Here is a 15,753-nt window from a genome sequence, read left to right as displayed (position 1 = left end):
TGCCATGCAACGCATCATGTTGATTGGCCCTAGCCAGTGCGGCAAAACCTCGCTTATCCAGCGTTTGCAGGGTGAGGCGCTTAATTACCAGAAAACCCAAGCCATTATCTGGCAGGACAATGCCATTGATACTCCCGGTGAATACCTGGAAAACCGCTGTTTATACAGTGCGTTACTGGCAAGCGCCTGTGAAGCGGATGTGGTGGGGCTGGTACAAAATGCGGATGCGACCCAAAGCTGGTTTGCCCCGATGTTGGCGCAGGTTTTCAACCAGCCGGTAATTGGCATTATCAGTAAAGCCGACACCGTTAACCAGCCAGACCAATTGCGTTGGGCTGCTGACAGCCTCACGCAGGCGGGGGCGCAACACCTATTTGTGACCTCAGCGCTGAGCGGTGAGGGATTAACCGACCTTATTACTTATTTGAATCATTCTGGAGAGTCGCATGCCCGGTAAGATTATGGCGATTAACGCCGGCAGTTCTTCGTTGAAGTTTCAGTTGTTTTCTTTACCTGATGAAAAAGTGATCTGTCAGGGATTAATTGAACGTATCGGTATGGATGATGCGATATTTAACCTCCGCGCCACAGATGTGAAATGGCGCGAGATTCTGCCTATCGCCGATTGCCGCCAAGGTGCTGAACACCTACTTCACGCGCTGATTGAACACAATATTATTGATTCACTGGATGAAATTACCGGTGTCGGCCATCGTGTCGCGCACGGCGGTGAAGCATTCGCCGATTCGGTCGTGATAACCCCCGAGGTGCTGGATAAGATAGAACAGCTTGGCGCACTGGCCCCCCTGCATAATCCGGTTAATACGCTCGGTATCCGGGTGTTCCAACATGCCCTACCCCATGCCAGCGCGGTGGCGGTATTTGATACTGCATTCCACCAAACACTGAGCCAGACGGCCTATTTGTATCCATTACCGTGGCGCTACTATGAAGAGCTGGGTATTCGCCGTTATGGTTTCCATGGCACCAGTCATAAATATGTCAGTGCCGTTTGCGCCGAACGAATGGGGCGCCCCTTGGAAGAACTGCGCATTGTCTCCTGCCATCTTGGCAACGGCTCCAGCATTTGTGCTATCGGCAACGGCCAGTCGGTGAATACCTCGATGGGCTTCACCCCACAGGCCGGTATCATGATGGGCACCCGGAGCGGTGATATTGACCCCTCCATCCTGCCATTTATTCAGCAAGTAGAAGGAAAAAATGCCAGTGAAATTAACCATTTAATTAACAATCAATCCGGTTTACTGGGCGTATCCGGCATCTCACATGACTATCGCGATGTCGAACAAGCCGCCGCCAACGGCAACCCGCGCGCCAAAGTAGCGCTCGACCTCTTTGCCGAACGTATCCGCGCGGTGATTGGCAGCTATATCGTGCAACTGGGCGGAATTGATGCACTGATATTTACCGGCGGTATCGGTGAAAATGCCCGCACAGCCCGCCAGCAAATCTGCCGTGGTTTAGCCTTTCTCGGTATCGAGTTGGACGAAGAGAAAAATATCAACAATCAGCCGTTTATCCAACATGACTCTGCGCCGGTACAGATTGCTATCGTCAATACCAATGAAGAATTAATGATTGCCCGTGATGTCATTCGCGTGGCCCTGAATCTGCCGGTACAACCGGCCCTCGCCGCACAATAAGAGGCAATATGGAAAGTGGGAAAGTTTGGTTGGTAGGCGCTGGGCCAGGGGATGCCGCGCTGATTACGGTGAAGGGATTACATGTTATTCGTCGCGCTGACGCGTTGGTCTATGACCGTTTGGTGTGTGCTGAGTTACTGGCAGAAGCCCCTGATGGTTGTGAAATGATCAACGTGGGCAAAAACCCCAACCACCATTTGGTGCCACAAACAGAAATCAATCAAATTCTGGTTGATTGCGCCCAACGTGGGCTAAATGTGGTGCGACTCAAAGGTGGTGATCCTTATGTCTTTGGCCGTGGCGGTGAAGAGGCTGAAACACTGGCGTTGGCTGGTATTCCGTTTGAGGTAGTTCCAGGGATAAGCTCCGCCATTGGCGGGTTGGCTTATGCCGGTATTCCGGTAACACATCGTGATTATGCCTCAGGCTTTCATGTGATAACCGGCCATTTGCGCCAAGGCAATGAGCCACAGGACTGGGCAACATTAGCCAAGCTGGAAGGTACGCTGATTATCCTGATGGGAATGACACAACTGACGACCATTTGCCAGCAATTGGTCGCCGGGGGGAAAGCCCCCACCACCCCTGCCGCCGTGGTGATGTACGCCAGCCACCAGCAGCAACAAGTTGCCAGCGGCACACTGCTTACATTAGCCGATCAGGTTGCCGCGCAGGGTTTATCGGCACCGGCGCTGATTGTTATTGGCGACGTGGTTCGCCTACGAGATGTGCTCGCCTTCACGCCGGAGCTATTGTCGCTAAACGCCATTCCCTCGCTGATATACCCAAAGTCATTGGCGTTGTAGGTAGGCAGCAAGTAAACGCATCCCGATGAGCTTATTCATATAGGGTCAACGACAAGTAAGTGATTCGGGTGCGTGAGTGTAGCGAACAACCCTACAGCATCAAGGACGAAGGGTATGGTACTCTAAACACACAAGCTATATAGGGGAATAGAGTAGCAATGAGTGAGCATGGTGGGAATGTGCTGGAAATGGCACTGAAAATCGGCACAGATGCAGCCAATATCGTTGACTTCAGTGCCAATATTAATCCGCTGGGCATGCCGGAATCCTTGAAAACGGCGATTATCGAACAATTGGCCCGTGCCGAACACTATCCTGATGTTGAGTATCGCCAATTACATGCAGCGCTGGCCCGTGCTCACCACTGCCTGCCAGAGAATATTATGGCAGGCAATGGTGCCACTGAGCTGATTTACGCAGTGGTGCAGCATCTGCAACCCCGCACTGCGGTACTGTTGACTCCGGGCTTTGCTGAATACCGCCGCGCCCTGCAACGGGTCGGCTGCCAGATTCATGATTATCAGATGAGTGAGTCAGACGGCTATCAGCCCGATGAACGTCTACTGGCGCTATTAGCCCAACAGCGCCCAGACTGCCTATTTCTGGCGACACCCAATAACCCGACCGGCCTGATGCCTGATGCCAAATTGCTGCAAGCCATTGTGCAATGTTGCCATCAGTACCATATTGCTTTAATTATCGATGAAGCTTTTATCGATTTCTTGCCAGATGCGCCGGGGCTTACCCCTCAATTAGCGGATTTCCCACACTTATACTTGTTACGCTCACTGACCAAGTTCTTTGCCATTCCAGGGTTGCGCCTCGGTTATCTGCTCAGTGGCGATCTGGCGGCGCTGGCGCAAATGAAACAGCAACGCGAGCCTTGGACTATCAATGCTTTTGCCGCACTGGCGGGTGAGATTATTCTCGACGACCAACCTTATATTCAAGCCACACATCAATGGCTGGCGCAGCAGCGACCTTGGTTATATCAGCATTTAGCCGCCCTGCCAGCGTTGCAGGTGTGGCAAGGGTGCGCCAATTACATTTTCCTGCGCTGCCTTAAACCTGAACTTAATCTGCAACACGCGCTATTAAAGCACCATATTCTGATCCGCCATTGTGCTAATTACCCCGGTCTAACCCGCGACCACTATCGTGTAGCCATTAAAAGCGCGGCAGATAACCAACGGCTGATCAGTGCCTTACAGCAGGTCTTTGGTCATGGCTGAAGCCCGTTGCCCGGCCTCTTGTGGTGAACTGATTCAGGGTTGGATACTGGGGGGGGAGAAGCTTATCTCCTGCCCGGTCAACTGGTTTAGTACGGTTTCGGTGACCGATGGCGTACCGGGCAAGAATGAACGCCCACGCATGCGCCAGATGTTGGCGGCGGTACTGGCCTATTTTGGCCAACCTGCACAGATGGCTAATGGCCTGCACATCAGTTTTGATTCCACCATTCCGGTAGCAAAAGGACTTGCCAGCAGTACCGCCGATATCGCCGCCACCGCACTGGCAACCGCCCGCCATCTCGGTGAAACACTCAATGAAGCCGCACTGGCAGCACTGTGCGTCAGGCTGGAACCCACTGACAGCTCCCTATTTCAACAACTGACACTGTTTGACCACCAAACTGCCGCAACACAAATCTCTTATAACTGGCAGCCAGTGGTAGATATTTTGTTACTGGAAAGCCCACAGATTCTCAAAACCGAGGATTACCACCGCCGTGATCGTCAACCGGCGCTGTTAGCCAGTGCCACCTCACTGGAACGGGCATGGCAACTGTTTATCCAAGCCGCCGAGCGCCACGATTGTTCACTGCTGGGTCAGGCCACCACATTGAGTGCGCAAGCCAGCCAGCGTTTACTGGTAAAACCTGACTTTAGCGCCCTGCTGAGGCTAGTGGATGAGTTGGATTTATACGGGTTGAACGTAGCCCACAGTGGCAGTGTGGTTGGATTATTGCTTGACCGTCAACGGCATGACGTGGAGCAGGTGTTCTGGCAATTGCAGCAGCGCAATATCAATCGCCACTACCCCCGCCAACACCTGTTAACCATGGTGCCTGGGGGCGTGCGTTAGCCCGTCATTCAGCATCAGGCCATGATAGCGAAAAATTAAGAATCATCTGAACCAGAATATCCATGTAAACCTCACTGTTATTAACCTGCCGCTTACCATTTTTATGTAATTCTGTTTGTCTTGCCCCTCAAAATCATGACTTCAGTCACAAACAGGGAATGCAGCTATTTTGTCCATGTAAATAGCATTCATGTATATGGGGGAAACTGCTATCAAGGTATTAGATCCCACCAGCAGGAAATGTAGTGAAGATGTAAAATCTGTTTCCTGTTAAATCTTCATTTTTTTAAAAACATAAATAAAATTCATGTAATACAGCATGCTGATTATTGCACCAATACCTTAAATAACAATTACCTCAACCTACATGAGTTCCGGGAGCCTTAAATGAAAAAATTGAGTGTGAAAACCCTGTTGGCAGCCAGTCTGTTCAGCATGATGGTGTGCTCGGGCAGTGCACTGGCGCAGGAAGTCGAAGTGGTTAATATCTCAAAAATCGCCGGTATGCCGTGGTTTAACCGCATGGGCGAAGGTGTGGATCGCGCCGGTAAAGATCTGGCTATCAAAGCCTATCAAATCGGCCCTTCCAGTACCGATGCCCCGCAACAGGTTAAAATTATCGAAGACTTAATCGCGAAAAAAGTTAGTGCTATCAGTATTGTGCCCAACGATGCCGATGTACTGGAACCGGTATTCAAGAAAGCCCGTGAGGCCGGTATTGTGGTGTTAACCAACGAATCTCCAGGGCAACCCAGCGCCAACTGGGATATCGAAATCATCGATAACGCCAAATTTGCCGCAGATAACGTAGAAGAGATGGCAAAAGCCATGGGTGGTAAAGGTGGCTATGTGATTTATGTCGGCAGCCTGACGGTACCACAGCATAACCTGTGGGCCGATCTGTTTGTTAAATATCAGAAAGAGCACTACCCCGATATGTTTGAGGTGACCAGCCGCATGCCTGTTGCCGAGAGTATTGATGATTCACGCCGTACCACGCTCGATTTAATGAAAGCGCACAGTGACCTGAAAGGTATTGTCGCCTTCGGTTCGCAAGGTCCGATCGGTGCTGGCCGTGCCGTGAAAGAGAAACGTGCGAAAAACAACGTCCATGTGTTCGGTATGATGATCCCTTCACAGGCTGCATCCTTGATTAAAAGCGGTGATATCGCAATGGGCGTGACCTATGACCCAGGTTCTGCCGGTTATGCACTGACCGCAGTGGCGGATAAAGTGCTGAAAGGTGAAAAAATTGAGTCAGGTATGGAAATTCCTGGCGTGGGTAAAGCTGAAGTTGACCAAGATAAGCATCTGATCCAGTTCCACAATGTATTACGGGTAACCAAAGACAACGTGGATTCGCTGTATTGATTCACTAAGTTATTGCGGAGCCGGACGCCCTGTCTGGTTCCGCAATTAATTAATTAAGAATCAAAAGGACACAGGATATATGCAGCCATTTATTACCCTGGAAAATGTTAGTAAGACCTTTTATGGCGTCAAAGCGCTAAATAAAGTGGCTATGACCCTGTTACCCGGTGAAGTACATTGTCTTGCAGGGCAAAACGGGTGTGGCAAATCGACCCTCATCAAGATTATTTCCGGTGTCTATCAGCCCGATGCTGATGCCACGATTACCATTGATGGCAAAACTTACTCAAGCCTGACCCCGATTGAATCCGTTCGCTTAGGGATTCAGGTAATTTATCAGGATTTGTCGTTATTCCCGAACCTGACTGTGGCTGAGAATATCGCCATGAACCATTATCACCATCACCTGTGGGTGGACAAACGCCAGATGCGCGCCACGGCTGAGCAGGTGATCAGCAGCATTGATGCGCATCTCAATCTGGATGAACTGGTTGAGAATTTGCCCATCGCCCAGAAGCAACTGGTGGCTATTTGCCGTGCCTTGGCACAGGATGCCCGGTTGATTGTGATGGATGAGCCTACCGCCTCCCTCACCCGACAAGAAGTTAATGGCTTGCTGCGGGTGGTACATGAACTGAAATCACGCAATATCTGCGTAGTCTTTGTCAGCCACCGATTAAGTGAAGTGTTGGAGATTTCAGACCGCATCACGGTGCTAAAGGATGGTGATTGGGTTGGCACTTACCCGGCCACCGAAGTGGACAACCAGCGACTGGCGTGGCTGATGACCGGCATGAAATTTGATTTTCAGGTGCTACCGCCCTACAGTGCCGCCCACCCGCCGGTGCTGGCCGTGGAGGAGCTTTGCCGTAGTAATGAATATCACAACATCTCATTGACGCTGCATCCGGGGGAAATTGTCTCGTTGGTGGGCCTGCTCGGTTCTGGCCGCACTGAACTGTGTCTTAGTTTATTCGGTTTGACCTCGCCGGAGTCAGGCACCATCCGAATTAACGATAAACCGATGTATTTCAGCAGTAACCGTGATGCTATTGCGGCGGGGGTCGGTTATGTGTCAGAAGACCGAATGAGCACCGGGCTGATTATGGAACAATCCATTCGTGACAATATCAGTGCCACTGTTCTGCATCGCCTGAAAAACGTGTTCCATCTGATGCGTAGTGAGCGGGTCGATACGCTGGTCGAGGATATGGTGAAACACCTGTCGATCAAAATCGGCAACAGCGACCTTCCAGTCAATACGCTGTCTGGCGGCAATGCGCAGCGCATTGCTATCGCTAAATGGCTGGCAACCGATCCGCAAATTTTGATCCTTGACTCCCCCACCGTAGGTGTGGATATCGCTAACAAAGCCGGTATCTATAATATTATCAATGCATTGGCAGCTCGCGGTATCGCAGTGTTAATGGTCTGCGATGAAATTGATGAAGCTTATTTCAATAGCCACCGTATTTTAGTGATGCGGGCCGGGCGACTGGTACAAGAGTTTTTACCGGGTAACAGTAGCGAAGCAGCCATTGCGGAGGTAGTAAATGGCTAACCCCCATGCAGTTAATAAATCTGCGGTAGGTAAAACAGGTTTATTCAATAAAGAACAACTAAAACGCCATGAAGTGATGCTGGCATTCACTATTTTGCTTATTTCGACTTATCTTGCGTTCACCAGCCCGGATTTTCTGACCCTTGCCAATATTTATGATCTGATAAATAACTATGCCATGTTAACCATTTTGGCCTGTGGCTTATTTATCGTATTGATTTCTGGCGGTATTGATATTTCATTCCCGGCGATGACCATTATTTCGCAATATGTCATGGTGACATTAATTGTGAAGTTTGGTGGCAACTTCCCGGTAGCTTTTGCGCTGGCTGGTGGTATCGGCCTACTTTTGGGCTTGGTTAATGCCCTGCTGGTTAACCGCTTACGCGTACCGTCGATCATTATCACCATTTCCACACTGAATATTTTCTATGGCTTACTGTTGTATCTCAGCCGTGGTGTTTGGCTGTATAGCTACCCTGAATGGTTTGAACACGGGCCAATGCTGTTCGCCTTTACCGCTGCCGATGGTTATGACTACGGCCTGTCGCTCCCTATTCTAACGCTGCTAATTACCATTATTGTTACCGCTCTACTGATGACCCGCACCAGTATTGGCAGGCAAATCTATGCCTTAGGGGGCAATCAGGAAGCGGCGTCACGCATGGGGTTCAGTATTCTCAAACTGCAACTGTTCGTGTATGGCTATATGGGCTTTTTGTCCGGCATCGCCGGCGTAGTACAGTCTTATACCGTATTAACCGTAGCGCCTGATTCATTACTGGGCTATGAGCTTACAGTGCTGGCAGCCGTGGTGCTCGGCGGTACCAGTATTGTGGGTGGCCGTGGAACACTTACCGGTACCTTGCTGGGGGTGATTTTGCTGGCAATATTACAAAATGGTTTGAATTTACTGAGCATTTCGTCGTACTGGCATACCGTGGTTATCGGGCTGGTAATTGTCATCAGTATCAGTGTGACGGCCTGGGGCCAACGCCATAAGGTAGGGATATAACTATGTCGAAAACAACGCAACGTGATCATACCGAACGCTGGCTGGTTGCCCTGCTGGTGCTGGTCGGCGTAGGATTCAGCCTATTTATTCCACAGGTATTTTGGTCGGCGGCTAACTTCCAATCCATCGCTTCGCAAATCCCTGTCGCGGGGGTATTAACTCTGGCAATGGCGATTACTATGCTGACCGGTGGGATTAACTTATCGATTATTGCTACCGCGAATGCCAGTGCCCTGGTGATGGCATGGGTTTGTACCCATCTTGCGCCAACCTTTAGTTCAATGATGTTGATGTTACTGGCGGGTGCCTCGGTAGCATTGGTTGTGGGGCTTATCAACGGGATACTTATCTCGGTGGTACGAGTATCCCCTATTCTGGCCACTCTGGGCATCATGACGTTGCTCAAAGGCGTGAATGTACTTATCTCCAAAGGTTCGGCTATCTCAAACTTCCCGAACTATGTACTGGCACTGGATCGCAGCAACTTTCTCGGTGTGCCAGTGCCACTTTATCTGTTCGTCGCGGTAGCACTGACCATCTGGCTGATTCTGGCTAAAACACCATTGGGCCGCCAAATCTATTTGTCCGGTTCTAATGAGAAAGCCACCTTCTTCTCTGGGATTAACACGCGCCGCACACTGGTTTGGGTGTATGTAATTTCATCTTTACTGTGTGCGGTAGCGGCCTTACTAATGATGTCAAAACTGAACTCAGCCAAAGCATCCTACGGTGAGTCGCTGTTGCTGATCACAATTTTGGCAACCGTACTGGGTGGGGTAAACCCCGATGGTGGATTTGGCAAAGTTTTCGGCATTGTACTGGCGCTGTTCCTGCTGCAAATGCTGGAAAGCGGGCTGAATATCATGGGTGTCAGTAGTTATATCACTATGGCGCTGTGGGGCTCGTTACTGCTGGCGTTTATCTTTGTCAAAGGTGCGAAAATCCCGGCATTTAGTTTCTTGCGGCAGAACAAACCGTCAAGCTAAGGCCGTTTTAGCCAAAAGAAAAGGCTGGCAATTGATGCCAGCCTTTCTCTTAATAGCGTTAAAATAAGCTATTAAACCGTGGTGAAGTTACTTAACTTCGCCCATCGCTTTCAGTTTTTTCGACAATTCACGACGTTCTTTAGACAGATCAGCATTTTTGATGGTGTAATCATCAACACGATCTTCATAAGCAGTACGCATGTCCGCGATAATGGCCTGAATTTCTTCAATACTCATCCCTGGCTTGATGTAATCACTCAGGTTATCAAGCAACAGAACGCGTTTTTGGTTATCACGGATTTTCTTTTCGTTATCAACGATTTCACGTTGCAACTTGTTTTTGCGACGAAACATACGCACAAACTCCAAAACGTCCTGGAAAGTCGGCTTAATTGCATTATCCATTTTTACACCTTCACTTAAGTTTTACACAAATTCAATTGCTGGTGACCAGGCTACCTGCACCATACCGCTTTGTCGTACCTGGTGACAAGATTCATTGGCTTATCTTACCTGCTTTACCCGCCAGACAGAAATTTCATCTGCCTTTAGCGGCGAGAGATCACCTGCGCAACGTCATATTAATCAGATCGTCGAGTTCCTCAAGCTGTTTGGTTAGCTCCATACTCAGCCAAACATAGCCATAAATGGGCGTTTCTACCTGCTGCCCCTGCGTTACCGCCAGCATCAATGATTTCAGTTCGGCCGCAATTTCACTTAACTCGGCGGCAACCTCTCGCTCACGTGCTGGTGAGCCATCACGCAAACTGTCACTCAACGTATTCAGAGTGCGAATAGTCATCAGTTGGGTGCTGCGTAACCCTTTAGCATTAAGCATAATAAAATGGCTTTCACGTGACGACCAGTAAGCATCCACCAGCAATTCCAGTGTGCATATTAAATTCCGGCTCAATGTTTGGATGGCTTCAAAAACATCTTTATTAATATGGGATTCTTTACTGGCAGGAGCAATAAAAGTGCGCATTTTAACCGACTGACTCAGGACGGTTTTCAATTTAGGTTCTAATCGTGGGCGTTCGACCACATTCGGTGACAGGTAAGCGGCATAGACCTGGCTGATAGCACGCAGATTATCGCTCATCTGCATGCGCCAATGCGTAAAGGCGCGTTGTGGGTAAACACTGGTAAAGACTAACGCCAGCAGGGAACCAAAAATAACATCGCCACTACGCCACAGTGCGGTATTCATATCACCCGGCGCAGATCCACAAACTACCGCCAGCGTGATACCAATCAAGAGTGCCATATAGGGCCGTTTACCCAACGTCAAATAGCCGCACAGAAACATGATAACCCCGCACCAGACCAGCATGAACGTCAGCGAATAGGATTCAAGATAGAGGGCAATCAGGCCAGATATCGCGCCAAACACCGTGCCGCCAATACGTTGCATCGCTCGGGATAACACATTTCCCCAGTAAGATATCGGCCCCATAACCACGACCAGCGTGATCAACGGCCAGGTGCCTTCTGGGATGGCCAATAAGCGAATAATCAGGAAAGTTAAGATAAATGCCAGCGTAATTCGCAAAGCATGCGTAAGGCGATAGTGACTATAAATCAAGTTATCCAGTGGCGAGATTTTTTTATTCAAGCGCACAATATACCTACGTCCAATAAAACACTAAAATCTAAGTTTAGCTGAGTTATAACCGGCTGGCACGGAGTTAAAAGTTAGCAAAAGTAGCGAATAATCAGTGACGAGACATAAACGGGAAAAGTTATTCCCCGCAGTCTGTCGTCACGCGGGGAGAGATGCTTACTTAAAATCAACCGCCATTTGTTGCTGGATAGTTATTCCATAGCTGGACTCCACACAACAGGCAATATAATCGGTGAAGCGTGGTGATCTTGGCATACCCAAACTGAGCAGGCGTTCATTACTGAACCGCACATTTAACACGGCAAAAGAGCCATATAAACGCATGGCTTTCAACATTAAGCGCTCATTGCAGGGGCCGAAAATGCTTTTTAGTTGGTTACGCATCTGCACCAAAGCACCGTAGTCTACCTGGCAATAATCTGTACCCATCGGTTTTTGCCGTGCCGCCGAGGACATGGCTTGATCAATTTCGGCAAAACTGACGCTGTCTTTTTCTCCGGCAGAAATATGATAAATATTTTCGGTCAAGTGGGGATGGAACAAAATACACAACAGAGCATCCGCACAATAATCGACCGGGATAACGTCGATATAGTCATCCAATGAGCACATAAACTTACGCAGCATTAATGCCATGCGAAATACCCAGAAAATACTGCTAGAGGGCTGACACCCCAAACGGGTATGCCCAACGACAATCGATGGCCGGGCTAATACCAGCGGTAAATTCGGGCATTGCTCTGCCAACAATCGCTCAATAGCTGATTTGGACTTGGTATATTCCACTAAATGCGCATCATCTTGCGCTGATAATACTTGCTCGCTAACCACCGTTCCGGCATCTGGTGTGCACGACATGGCGGTACCCACGTGGATAAAGCGCTGTAAACCCACTACATTTGCCATTCTTTTGCCAAATGCCAGAGTGCCGTCTACATTTACTTTCCAGATTAAGGGATTATTACCAAATGACGCGACAGCAGCACAGTTAATAACATGGGTCACATCATCAATACGTGGGTCATTAATAAAGCTATCCGGCTCTGCCAAATCGCCTAATAAAATATGGTTGATATTTATTTTATTCAGCCGCTGACTGGGGAGATAAAATTTCGCCAGATTTTCACGGATACGGTTTAGCCCCTGTTCCGGCGTAGTCGCCCGTACTAATAATAAATAATTAAAATCGGCGTCTGCCAACAATAACTTTTCAAGCACTGCCCCGCCCAGAAACCCTGTTGCGCCGGTTAGCAGAAGTTTTTTCACCATGAGTCCTACCGTGTCATTTAGTAGGCGAATTGTATGAATAGCTGAGTAAACGGTAGGTAAATACTAATTAGATCGACATGTTTCTGGCAAAACATAAGTATGTCGAAATAAATCCTGACGTCTCGGCGCACCTGAAATGATATTCTAACACTAACGTTATTGGTCACTGCGGCTTACCACCAAAACGGTGGCCCATCACTAAAGAATGACCATAGTAAAAAGGGTTAAACCGAATAATGTCAGATAAAAATAAGCAACCTACTTTCTACATTCACGATTACGAGACTTTTGGTCAGCGTCCGGCATTGGACCGGCCGGCCCAGTTTGCCGGGGTGCGCACCGATTTGGATTTCAACATTATCGAAGAGCCATTGGTCATTTACTGTGCTCCCGCCGATGACTATCTGCCACAGCCAGAGGCTGTGATGATAACCGGTATCACGCCACAGCATGCCTTAGCCAATGGCGTGAATGAGGCAGAATTTGCCCGCCAAATCCATCAGGCTTTCAATGTGCCGGGCACTTGTATCCTCGGTTACAACAATATTCGTTTTGATGATGAAGTTAGTCGCAATATTTTCTACCGCAATTTTTACGATCCCTATGCCTATAGCTGGCAAGGAGGGAATTCCCGCTGGGATCTGTTAGATGTGATGCGGGCGTGTTACGCCCTGCGCCCAGAAGGTATTGTCTGGCCGGAAAATGAAGATGGCCTGCCGAGTTTCAAGCTTGAGCATCTGACCAAAGCCAATGGTGTTGAGCATTTGCATGCCCATGATGCGATGTCAGATGTGCATGCCACCATTGCGATGGCGAAATTGGTCAAACAGGCGCAACCCCGCCTATTCGACTATTTATATCAACACCGCAGTAAGCATAAAATAAACGCACTGATTGATATCGCGGAGATGACGCCGTTGGTTCATGTCTCCGGCATGTTTGGCGCGGCACGAGGCAATACCAGTTGGGTTGCGCCGCTGGCATGGCATCCTGAGAATAAAAATGCGGTGATTATGTGTGACCTGGCCGGTGATATGTCGCCATTGCTGGCGTTGGATAGCGATACACTGCGCGAGCGTCTATATACCCGCCGCGACAAACTCAATGCACAAGATGCAGCGGTGCCACTGAAACTGGTGCACATCAATAAATGCCCGGTACTGGCTCCCGCTAAAACTTTATTACCGGAAAATGCTGATCGTTTGGGCATTGATCGCCAACGTTGCCTGCAAAATTTGCAATTATTGCGGCAAAATCCGCAAGTACGTGAAAAAGTGGTGGCACTGTTCGCCGAAGCCGAACCTTTTGCGGTATCCGATGATGTCGATGCACAACTGTATAATGGCTTCTTCAGCGATGCCGACCGCGCCACCATGAAGATCATTTTACAAACTGAACCGCAAAACCTGCCCGCACTGGATTTGACCTTTCAAGATCCACGGCTGGAAGCGCTATTTTTCCGCTTTCGCGCCCGTAATTACCCCAATACGCTGACTGACAGTGAGCAACAGCGTTGGCTGGAACATCGCCGCGAAGCCCTCAATCCTGAAAGAGTGCAGGACTACGTGCTGCAACTGGAACAATTCTATAACCAGTATGAAGATGATAAAGAGAAGCTGGCACTGCTGAAAGCACTGTTTGAGTATGCCAGAGGCTTAGTGAGCTAGGGCTGTGGCAGCAAATTATCCAATAAAAAACGGAGCCATCAGGCTCCGTTTTAGTCAGCAATTGCGCAATATTAAATGCGATTACTGTGCCAGTTCGCCATTAAACTGAGGCAGAGCCTGACGGAAAGCACGGGTTTTCCAGACCATATAAGCCAGGCCAATCGCGCCCCACACTAGTCCCAGTGTCATTGAACTGCTTTCCAGATTCATCCACAGCACCCCCACCGTTCCTGCACCAATCATTGGCAGAATCAGGTAGCTGAAATGATCCTTAAACGTTTTGTTACGGCGTTCACGGATATAGAACTGTGAAATCACTGACAGGTTCACGAAGGTAAAGGCCACCAGCGCACCGAAGTTAATCAATGCGGTCGCCGTCACCAGATCAAAGGAAATAGCAGACAATGCCACGCCACCAACCAACAGTACGTTGATTGCCGGAGTCCGCCATTTCGGGTGTACGTAACCAAATATTTTTTCTGGGAATACCCCATCGCGGCCCATCACATACAGCAGACGCGAAACGCCAGCATGTGCCGCCATCCCTGATGCCAATACCGTGACACAGGAGAAGCACAAGATAACTGACTGGAAGAATTTGCCAGCAACAAACAGCATAATTTCCGGCTGTGACGCATCAGGATCAGTGAAGCGCGAAATATCCGGGAAATAGAGCTGTAAGAAATAAGACACCACAATAAAGATCACGCCGCCAATCAATGCCGTCAAGAAAATCGCTTTCGGGATCACTTTACCGGCATTGGGAGTTTCTTCAGACAATGAACTGATGCCGTCGAAACCCAGGAATGAGAAGCACAGTATCGTGGCCCCAGTTATCATCGGCACCAAATGGGCATTTTCAGAATAGAACGGGCGTGGGCTTACCAATGTGCCCGCACCTTCACCCTGATAAACACCATGAATCAATAGCCCCATAAAGACCACCATGATAGCTACCTGAACCACAACAATAACCGAGTTCAAGTTTGCCACCACGTTGATGCCACGCAGGTTAAACAGCGTCATCAGGCTGACCAGCGCGCCAACAAAAATCCACGATGGCACACCAGGGAAAATCGCTTCGAGGTAAATTTTTGCCAACAGAATATTAATCATCGGCATGAACAGATAGTCCAGCAGTGATGACCAACCCACCATAAAGCCAACATTCGGACTAATGGATTTCTGGGCGTAAGTATACGCCGACCCCGCAGACGGGAAGCGTTTAACCAGTTTGCCATAGCTGATTGCCGTGAACAGCACCGCAATCAACGCAATGGCGTAAGAGGTCGCGACATGACCATCGGTCAAACCGGAAACAATGCCAAAAGTATCGAAAATGGTCATCGGCTGTAAATAAGCCAGACCCATCATCACCACTTGGACCAGTGTCAGTGTTTTTCTGAGTTGGACGCGGTTGTTGGTACCCGTTTGGTTAGTACCGACTGCAACAGTAGCGTTATGCGTCATGATTCAGCCTCCCCATACCTTTAACCCGATTCGCAAGTGTAGCGCACAGGTTAGAGGTGACGGGGAAACTTCGTATCTGCCTGGGATACGTAAGTGGGGAAATAAGAGCGGAGTAACGGGTATTTGCCATACCTGCTGCGCCATAATCGCTGCATGTGCAGCGCATACCGGTGGGCACCGGTGCCAGTGTGAATAATTGCCCCATCTTTCTTTCCTCATAACGGCGATTTCAGTA

Annotated in this window: 15 protein-coding genes; 10 read left to right on the top strand and 5 right to left on the bottom strand. The window is 49.2% G+C overall.

Going from position 1 to position 15,753, the window contains the following annotated elements:
- Positions 1–4 precede the first annotated feature (4 nt).
- The 9 genes from ACWJJO_RS08245 to ACWJJO_RS08205 all read left to right on the top strand — a co-directional run bounded on the left by ACWJJO_RS08245 (position 5) and on the right by ACWJJO_RS08205 (position 9,488).
- Positions 5–457, top strand: coding sequence for a EutP/PduV family microcompartment system protein (locus tag ACWJJO_RS08245; RefSeq protein WP_083159279.1), 453 nt, complete (start codon positions 5–7; stop codon positions 455–457).
- Positions 447–1,664: an acetate/propionate family kinase gene (locus tag ACWJJO_RS08240; protein WP_481090903.1), complete on the top strand. Its 1,218-nt coding sequence runs from the start codon at positions 447–449 to the stop codon at positions 1,662–1,664. Before ACWJJO_RS08245 ends, ACWJJO_RS08240 begins: the two co-directional genes overlap by 11 nt.
- 8 nt (positions 1,665–1,672) lie before the next feature.
- Positions 1,673–2,470, top strand: a complete 798-nt coding sequence (cobA, locus tag ACWJJO_RS08235) for a uroporphyrinogen-III C-methyltransferase (protein ID WP_083159281.1) — start codon at positions 1,673–1,675, stop codon at positions 2,468–2,470.
- Positions 2,471–2,628: 158 nt separating this feature from the next.
- Positions 2,629–3,702: a threonine-phosphate decarboxylase CobD gene (gene cobD / locus ACWJJO_RS08230; protein ID WP_083159282.1), complete on the top strand. Its 1,074-nt coding sequence runs from the start codon at positions 2,629–2,631 to the stop codon at positions 3,700–3,702.
- Entirely contained in the window at positions 3,695–4,555 is an 861-nt protein-coding gene (locus ACWJJO_RS08225) for a GHMP family kinase ATP-binding protein (RefSeq protein ID WP_481090902.1), read from the top strand. Before cobD ends, ACWJJO_RS08225 begins: the two co-directional genes overlap by 8 nt.
- A gap of 435 nt (positions 4,556–4,990) precedes the next feature.
- Positions 4,991–5,926: an autoinducer 2 ABC transporter substrate-binding protein gene (locus ACWJJO_RS08220; RefSeq protein WP_227746594.1), complete on the top strand. Its 936-nt coding sequence runs from the start codon at positions 4,991–4,993 to the stop codon at positions 5,924–5,926.
- 79 nt (positions 5,927–6,005) lie between these two features.
- Positions 6,006–7,487, top strand: coding sequence for a sugar ABC transporter ATP-binding protein (locus ACWJJO_RS08215; RefSeq protein ID WP_193784681.1), 1,482 nt, complete (start codon positions 6,006–6,008; stop codon positions 7,485–7,487).
- Positions 7,480–8,502, top strand: coding sequence for an ABC transporter permease (locus ACWJJO_RS08210; protein WP_083159285.1), 1,023 nt, complete (start codon positions 7,480–7,482; stop codon positions 8,500–8,502). Before ACWJJO_RS08215 ends, ACWJJO_RS08210 begins: the two co-directional genes overlap by 8 nt.
- A 2-nt stretch (positions 8,503–8,504) precedes the next feature.
- Positions 8,505–9,488, top strand: a complete 984-nt coding sequence (locus tag ACWJJO_RS08205) for an ABC transporter permease (RefSeq protein ID WP_372558478.1) — start codon at positions 8,505–8,507, stop codon at positions 9,486–9,488.
- 87 nt (positions 9,489–9,575) lie between these two features.
- Here the strand turns inward: ACWJJO_RS08205 and tmaR are convergent, their stop codons facing one another.
- The 3 genes from tmaR to ACWJJO_RS08190 form a co-directional block, all read right to left on the bottom strand.
- Positions 9,576–9,893 (bottom strand): PTS system regulator TmaR, encoded by a 318-nt coding sequence (tmaR, locus tag ACWJJO_RS08200; protein ID WP_005187773.1) that lies wholly within the window; start codon positions 9,891–9,893, stop codon positions 9,576–9,578.
- Positions 9,894–10,050: 157 nt separating this feature from the next.
- Entirely contained in the window at positions 10,051–11,109 is a 1,059-nt protein-coding gene (locus ACWJJO_RS08195) for an FUSC family protein (protein ID WP_083159287.1), read from the bottom strand.
- Positions 11,110–11,268: 159 nt separating this feature from the next.
- Entirely contained in the window at positions 11,269–12,378 is a 1,110-nt protein-coding gene (locus ACWJJO_RS08190; protein WP_481091573.1) for an SDR family oxidoreductase, read from the bottom strand.
- 239 nt (positions 12,379–12,617) lie between these two features.
- On the opposite strand from ACWJJO_RS08190, the gene sbcB reads away from it, so the two are divergent.
- Positions 12,618–14,048 (top strand): exodeoxyribonuclease I, encoded by a 1,431-nt coding sequence (gene sbcB / locus ACWJJO_RS08185; RefSeq protein ID WP_372568921.1) that lies wholly within the window; start codon positions 12,618–12,620, stop codon positions 14,046–14,048.
- Positions 14,049–14,129: 81 nt separating this feature from the next.
- On the opposite strand, the gene ACWJJO_RS08180 is transcribed toward sbcB, so the two are convergent.
- Both ACWJJO_RS08180 and ACWJJO_RS08175 read right to left on the bottom strand, forming a co-directional pair.
- Positions 14,130–15,518: an APC family permease gene (locus tag ACWJJO_RS08180; RefSeq protein ID WP_083159326.1), complete on the bottom strand. Its 1,389-nt coding sequence runs from the start codon at positions 15,516–15,518 to the stop codon at positions 14,130–14,132.
- On the bottom strand, positions 15,508–15,723 hold the full coding sequence (locus tag ACWJJO_RS08175) for a hypothetical protein (RefSeq protein WP_032906857.1): 216 nt from the start codon (positions 15,721–15,723) through the stop codon (positions 15,508–15,510). Before ACWJJO_RS08175 ends, ACWJJO_RS08180 begins: the two co-directional genes overlap by 11 nt.
- Between the last annotated feature and the right edge of the window lie 30 nt (positions 15,724–15,753).

The sequence above is a fragment of the Yersinia antarctica genome, assembly GCF_056636475.1.
The sequence above is the reverse complement of the archived record's forward strand: the minus strand, read 5'-3'. Positions and strand labels throughout refer to the sequence as shown.

Excerpts from the sequence above, each read along its gene's own strand:
- ACWJJO_RS08245 (WP_083159279.1), top strand. The coding sequence starts at position 5 with ATGCAACGCATCATGTTGATTGGCCCTAGCCAGTGCGGCAAAACCTCG.
- ACWJJO_RS08240 (WP_481090903.1), top strand. The coding sequence starts at position 447 with ATGCCCGGTAAGATTATGGCGATTAACGCCGGCAGTTCTTCGTTGAAG.
- cobA (WP_083159281.1), top strand. The coding sequence starts at position 1,673 with ATGGAAAGTGGGAAAGTTTGGTTGGTAGGCGCTGGGCCAGGGGATGCC.
- cobD (WP_083159282.1), top strand. The coding sequence starts at position 2,629 with ATGAGTGAGCATGGTGGGAATGTGCTGGAAATGGCACTGAAAATCGGC.
- ACWJJO_RS08225 (WP_481090902.1), top strand. The coding sequence starts at position 3,695 with ATGGCTGAAGCCCGTTGCCCGGCCTCTTGTGGTGAACTGATTCAGGGT.
- ACWJJO_RS08220 (WP_227746594.1), top strand. The coding sequence starts at position 4,991 with ATGATGGTGTGCTCGGGCAGTGCACTGGCGCAGGAAGTCGAAGTGGTT.
- ACWJJO_RS08215 (WP_193784681.1), top strand. The coding sequence starts at position 6,006 with ATGCAGCCATTTATTACCCTGGAAAATGTTAGTAAGACCTTTTATGGC.
- ACWJJO_RS08210 (WP_083159285.1), top strand. The coding sequence starts at position 7,480 with ATGGCTAACCCCCATGCAGTTAATAAATCTGCGGTAGGTAAAACAGGT.
- ACWJJO_RS08205 (WP_372558478.1), top strand. The coding sequence starts at position 8,505 with ATGTCGAAAACAACGCAACGTGATCATACCGAACGCTGGCTGGTTGCC.
- tmaR (WP_005187773.1), bottom strand. The coding sequence starts at position 9,893 with ATGGATAATGCAATTAAGCCGACTTTCCAGGACGTTTTGGAGTTTGTG.
- sbcB (WP_372568921.1), top strand. The coding sequence starts at position 12,618 with ATGTCAGATAAAAATAAGCAACCTACTTTCTACATTCACGATTACGAG.
- ACWJJO_RS08180 (WP_083159326.1), bottom strand. The coding sequence starts at position 15,518 with ATGACGCATAACGCTACTGTTGCAGTCGGTACTAACCAAACGGGTACC.
- ACWJJO_RS08175 (WP_032906857.1), bottom strand. The coding sequence starts at position 15,723 with ATGGGGCAATTATTCACACTGGCACCGGTGCCCACCGGTATGCGCTGC.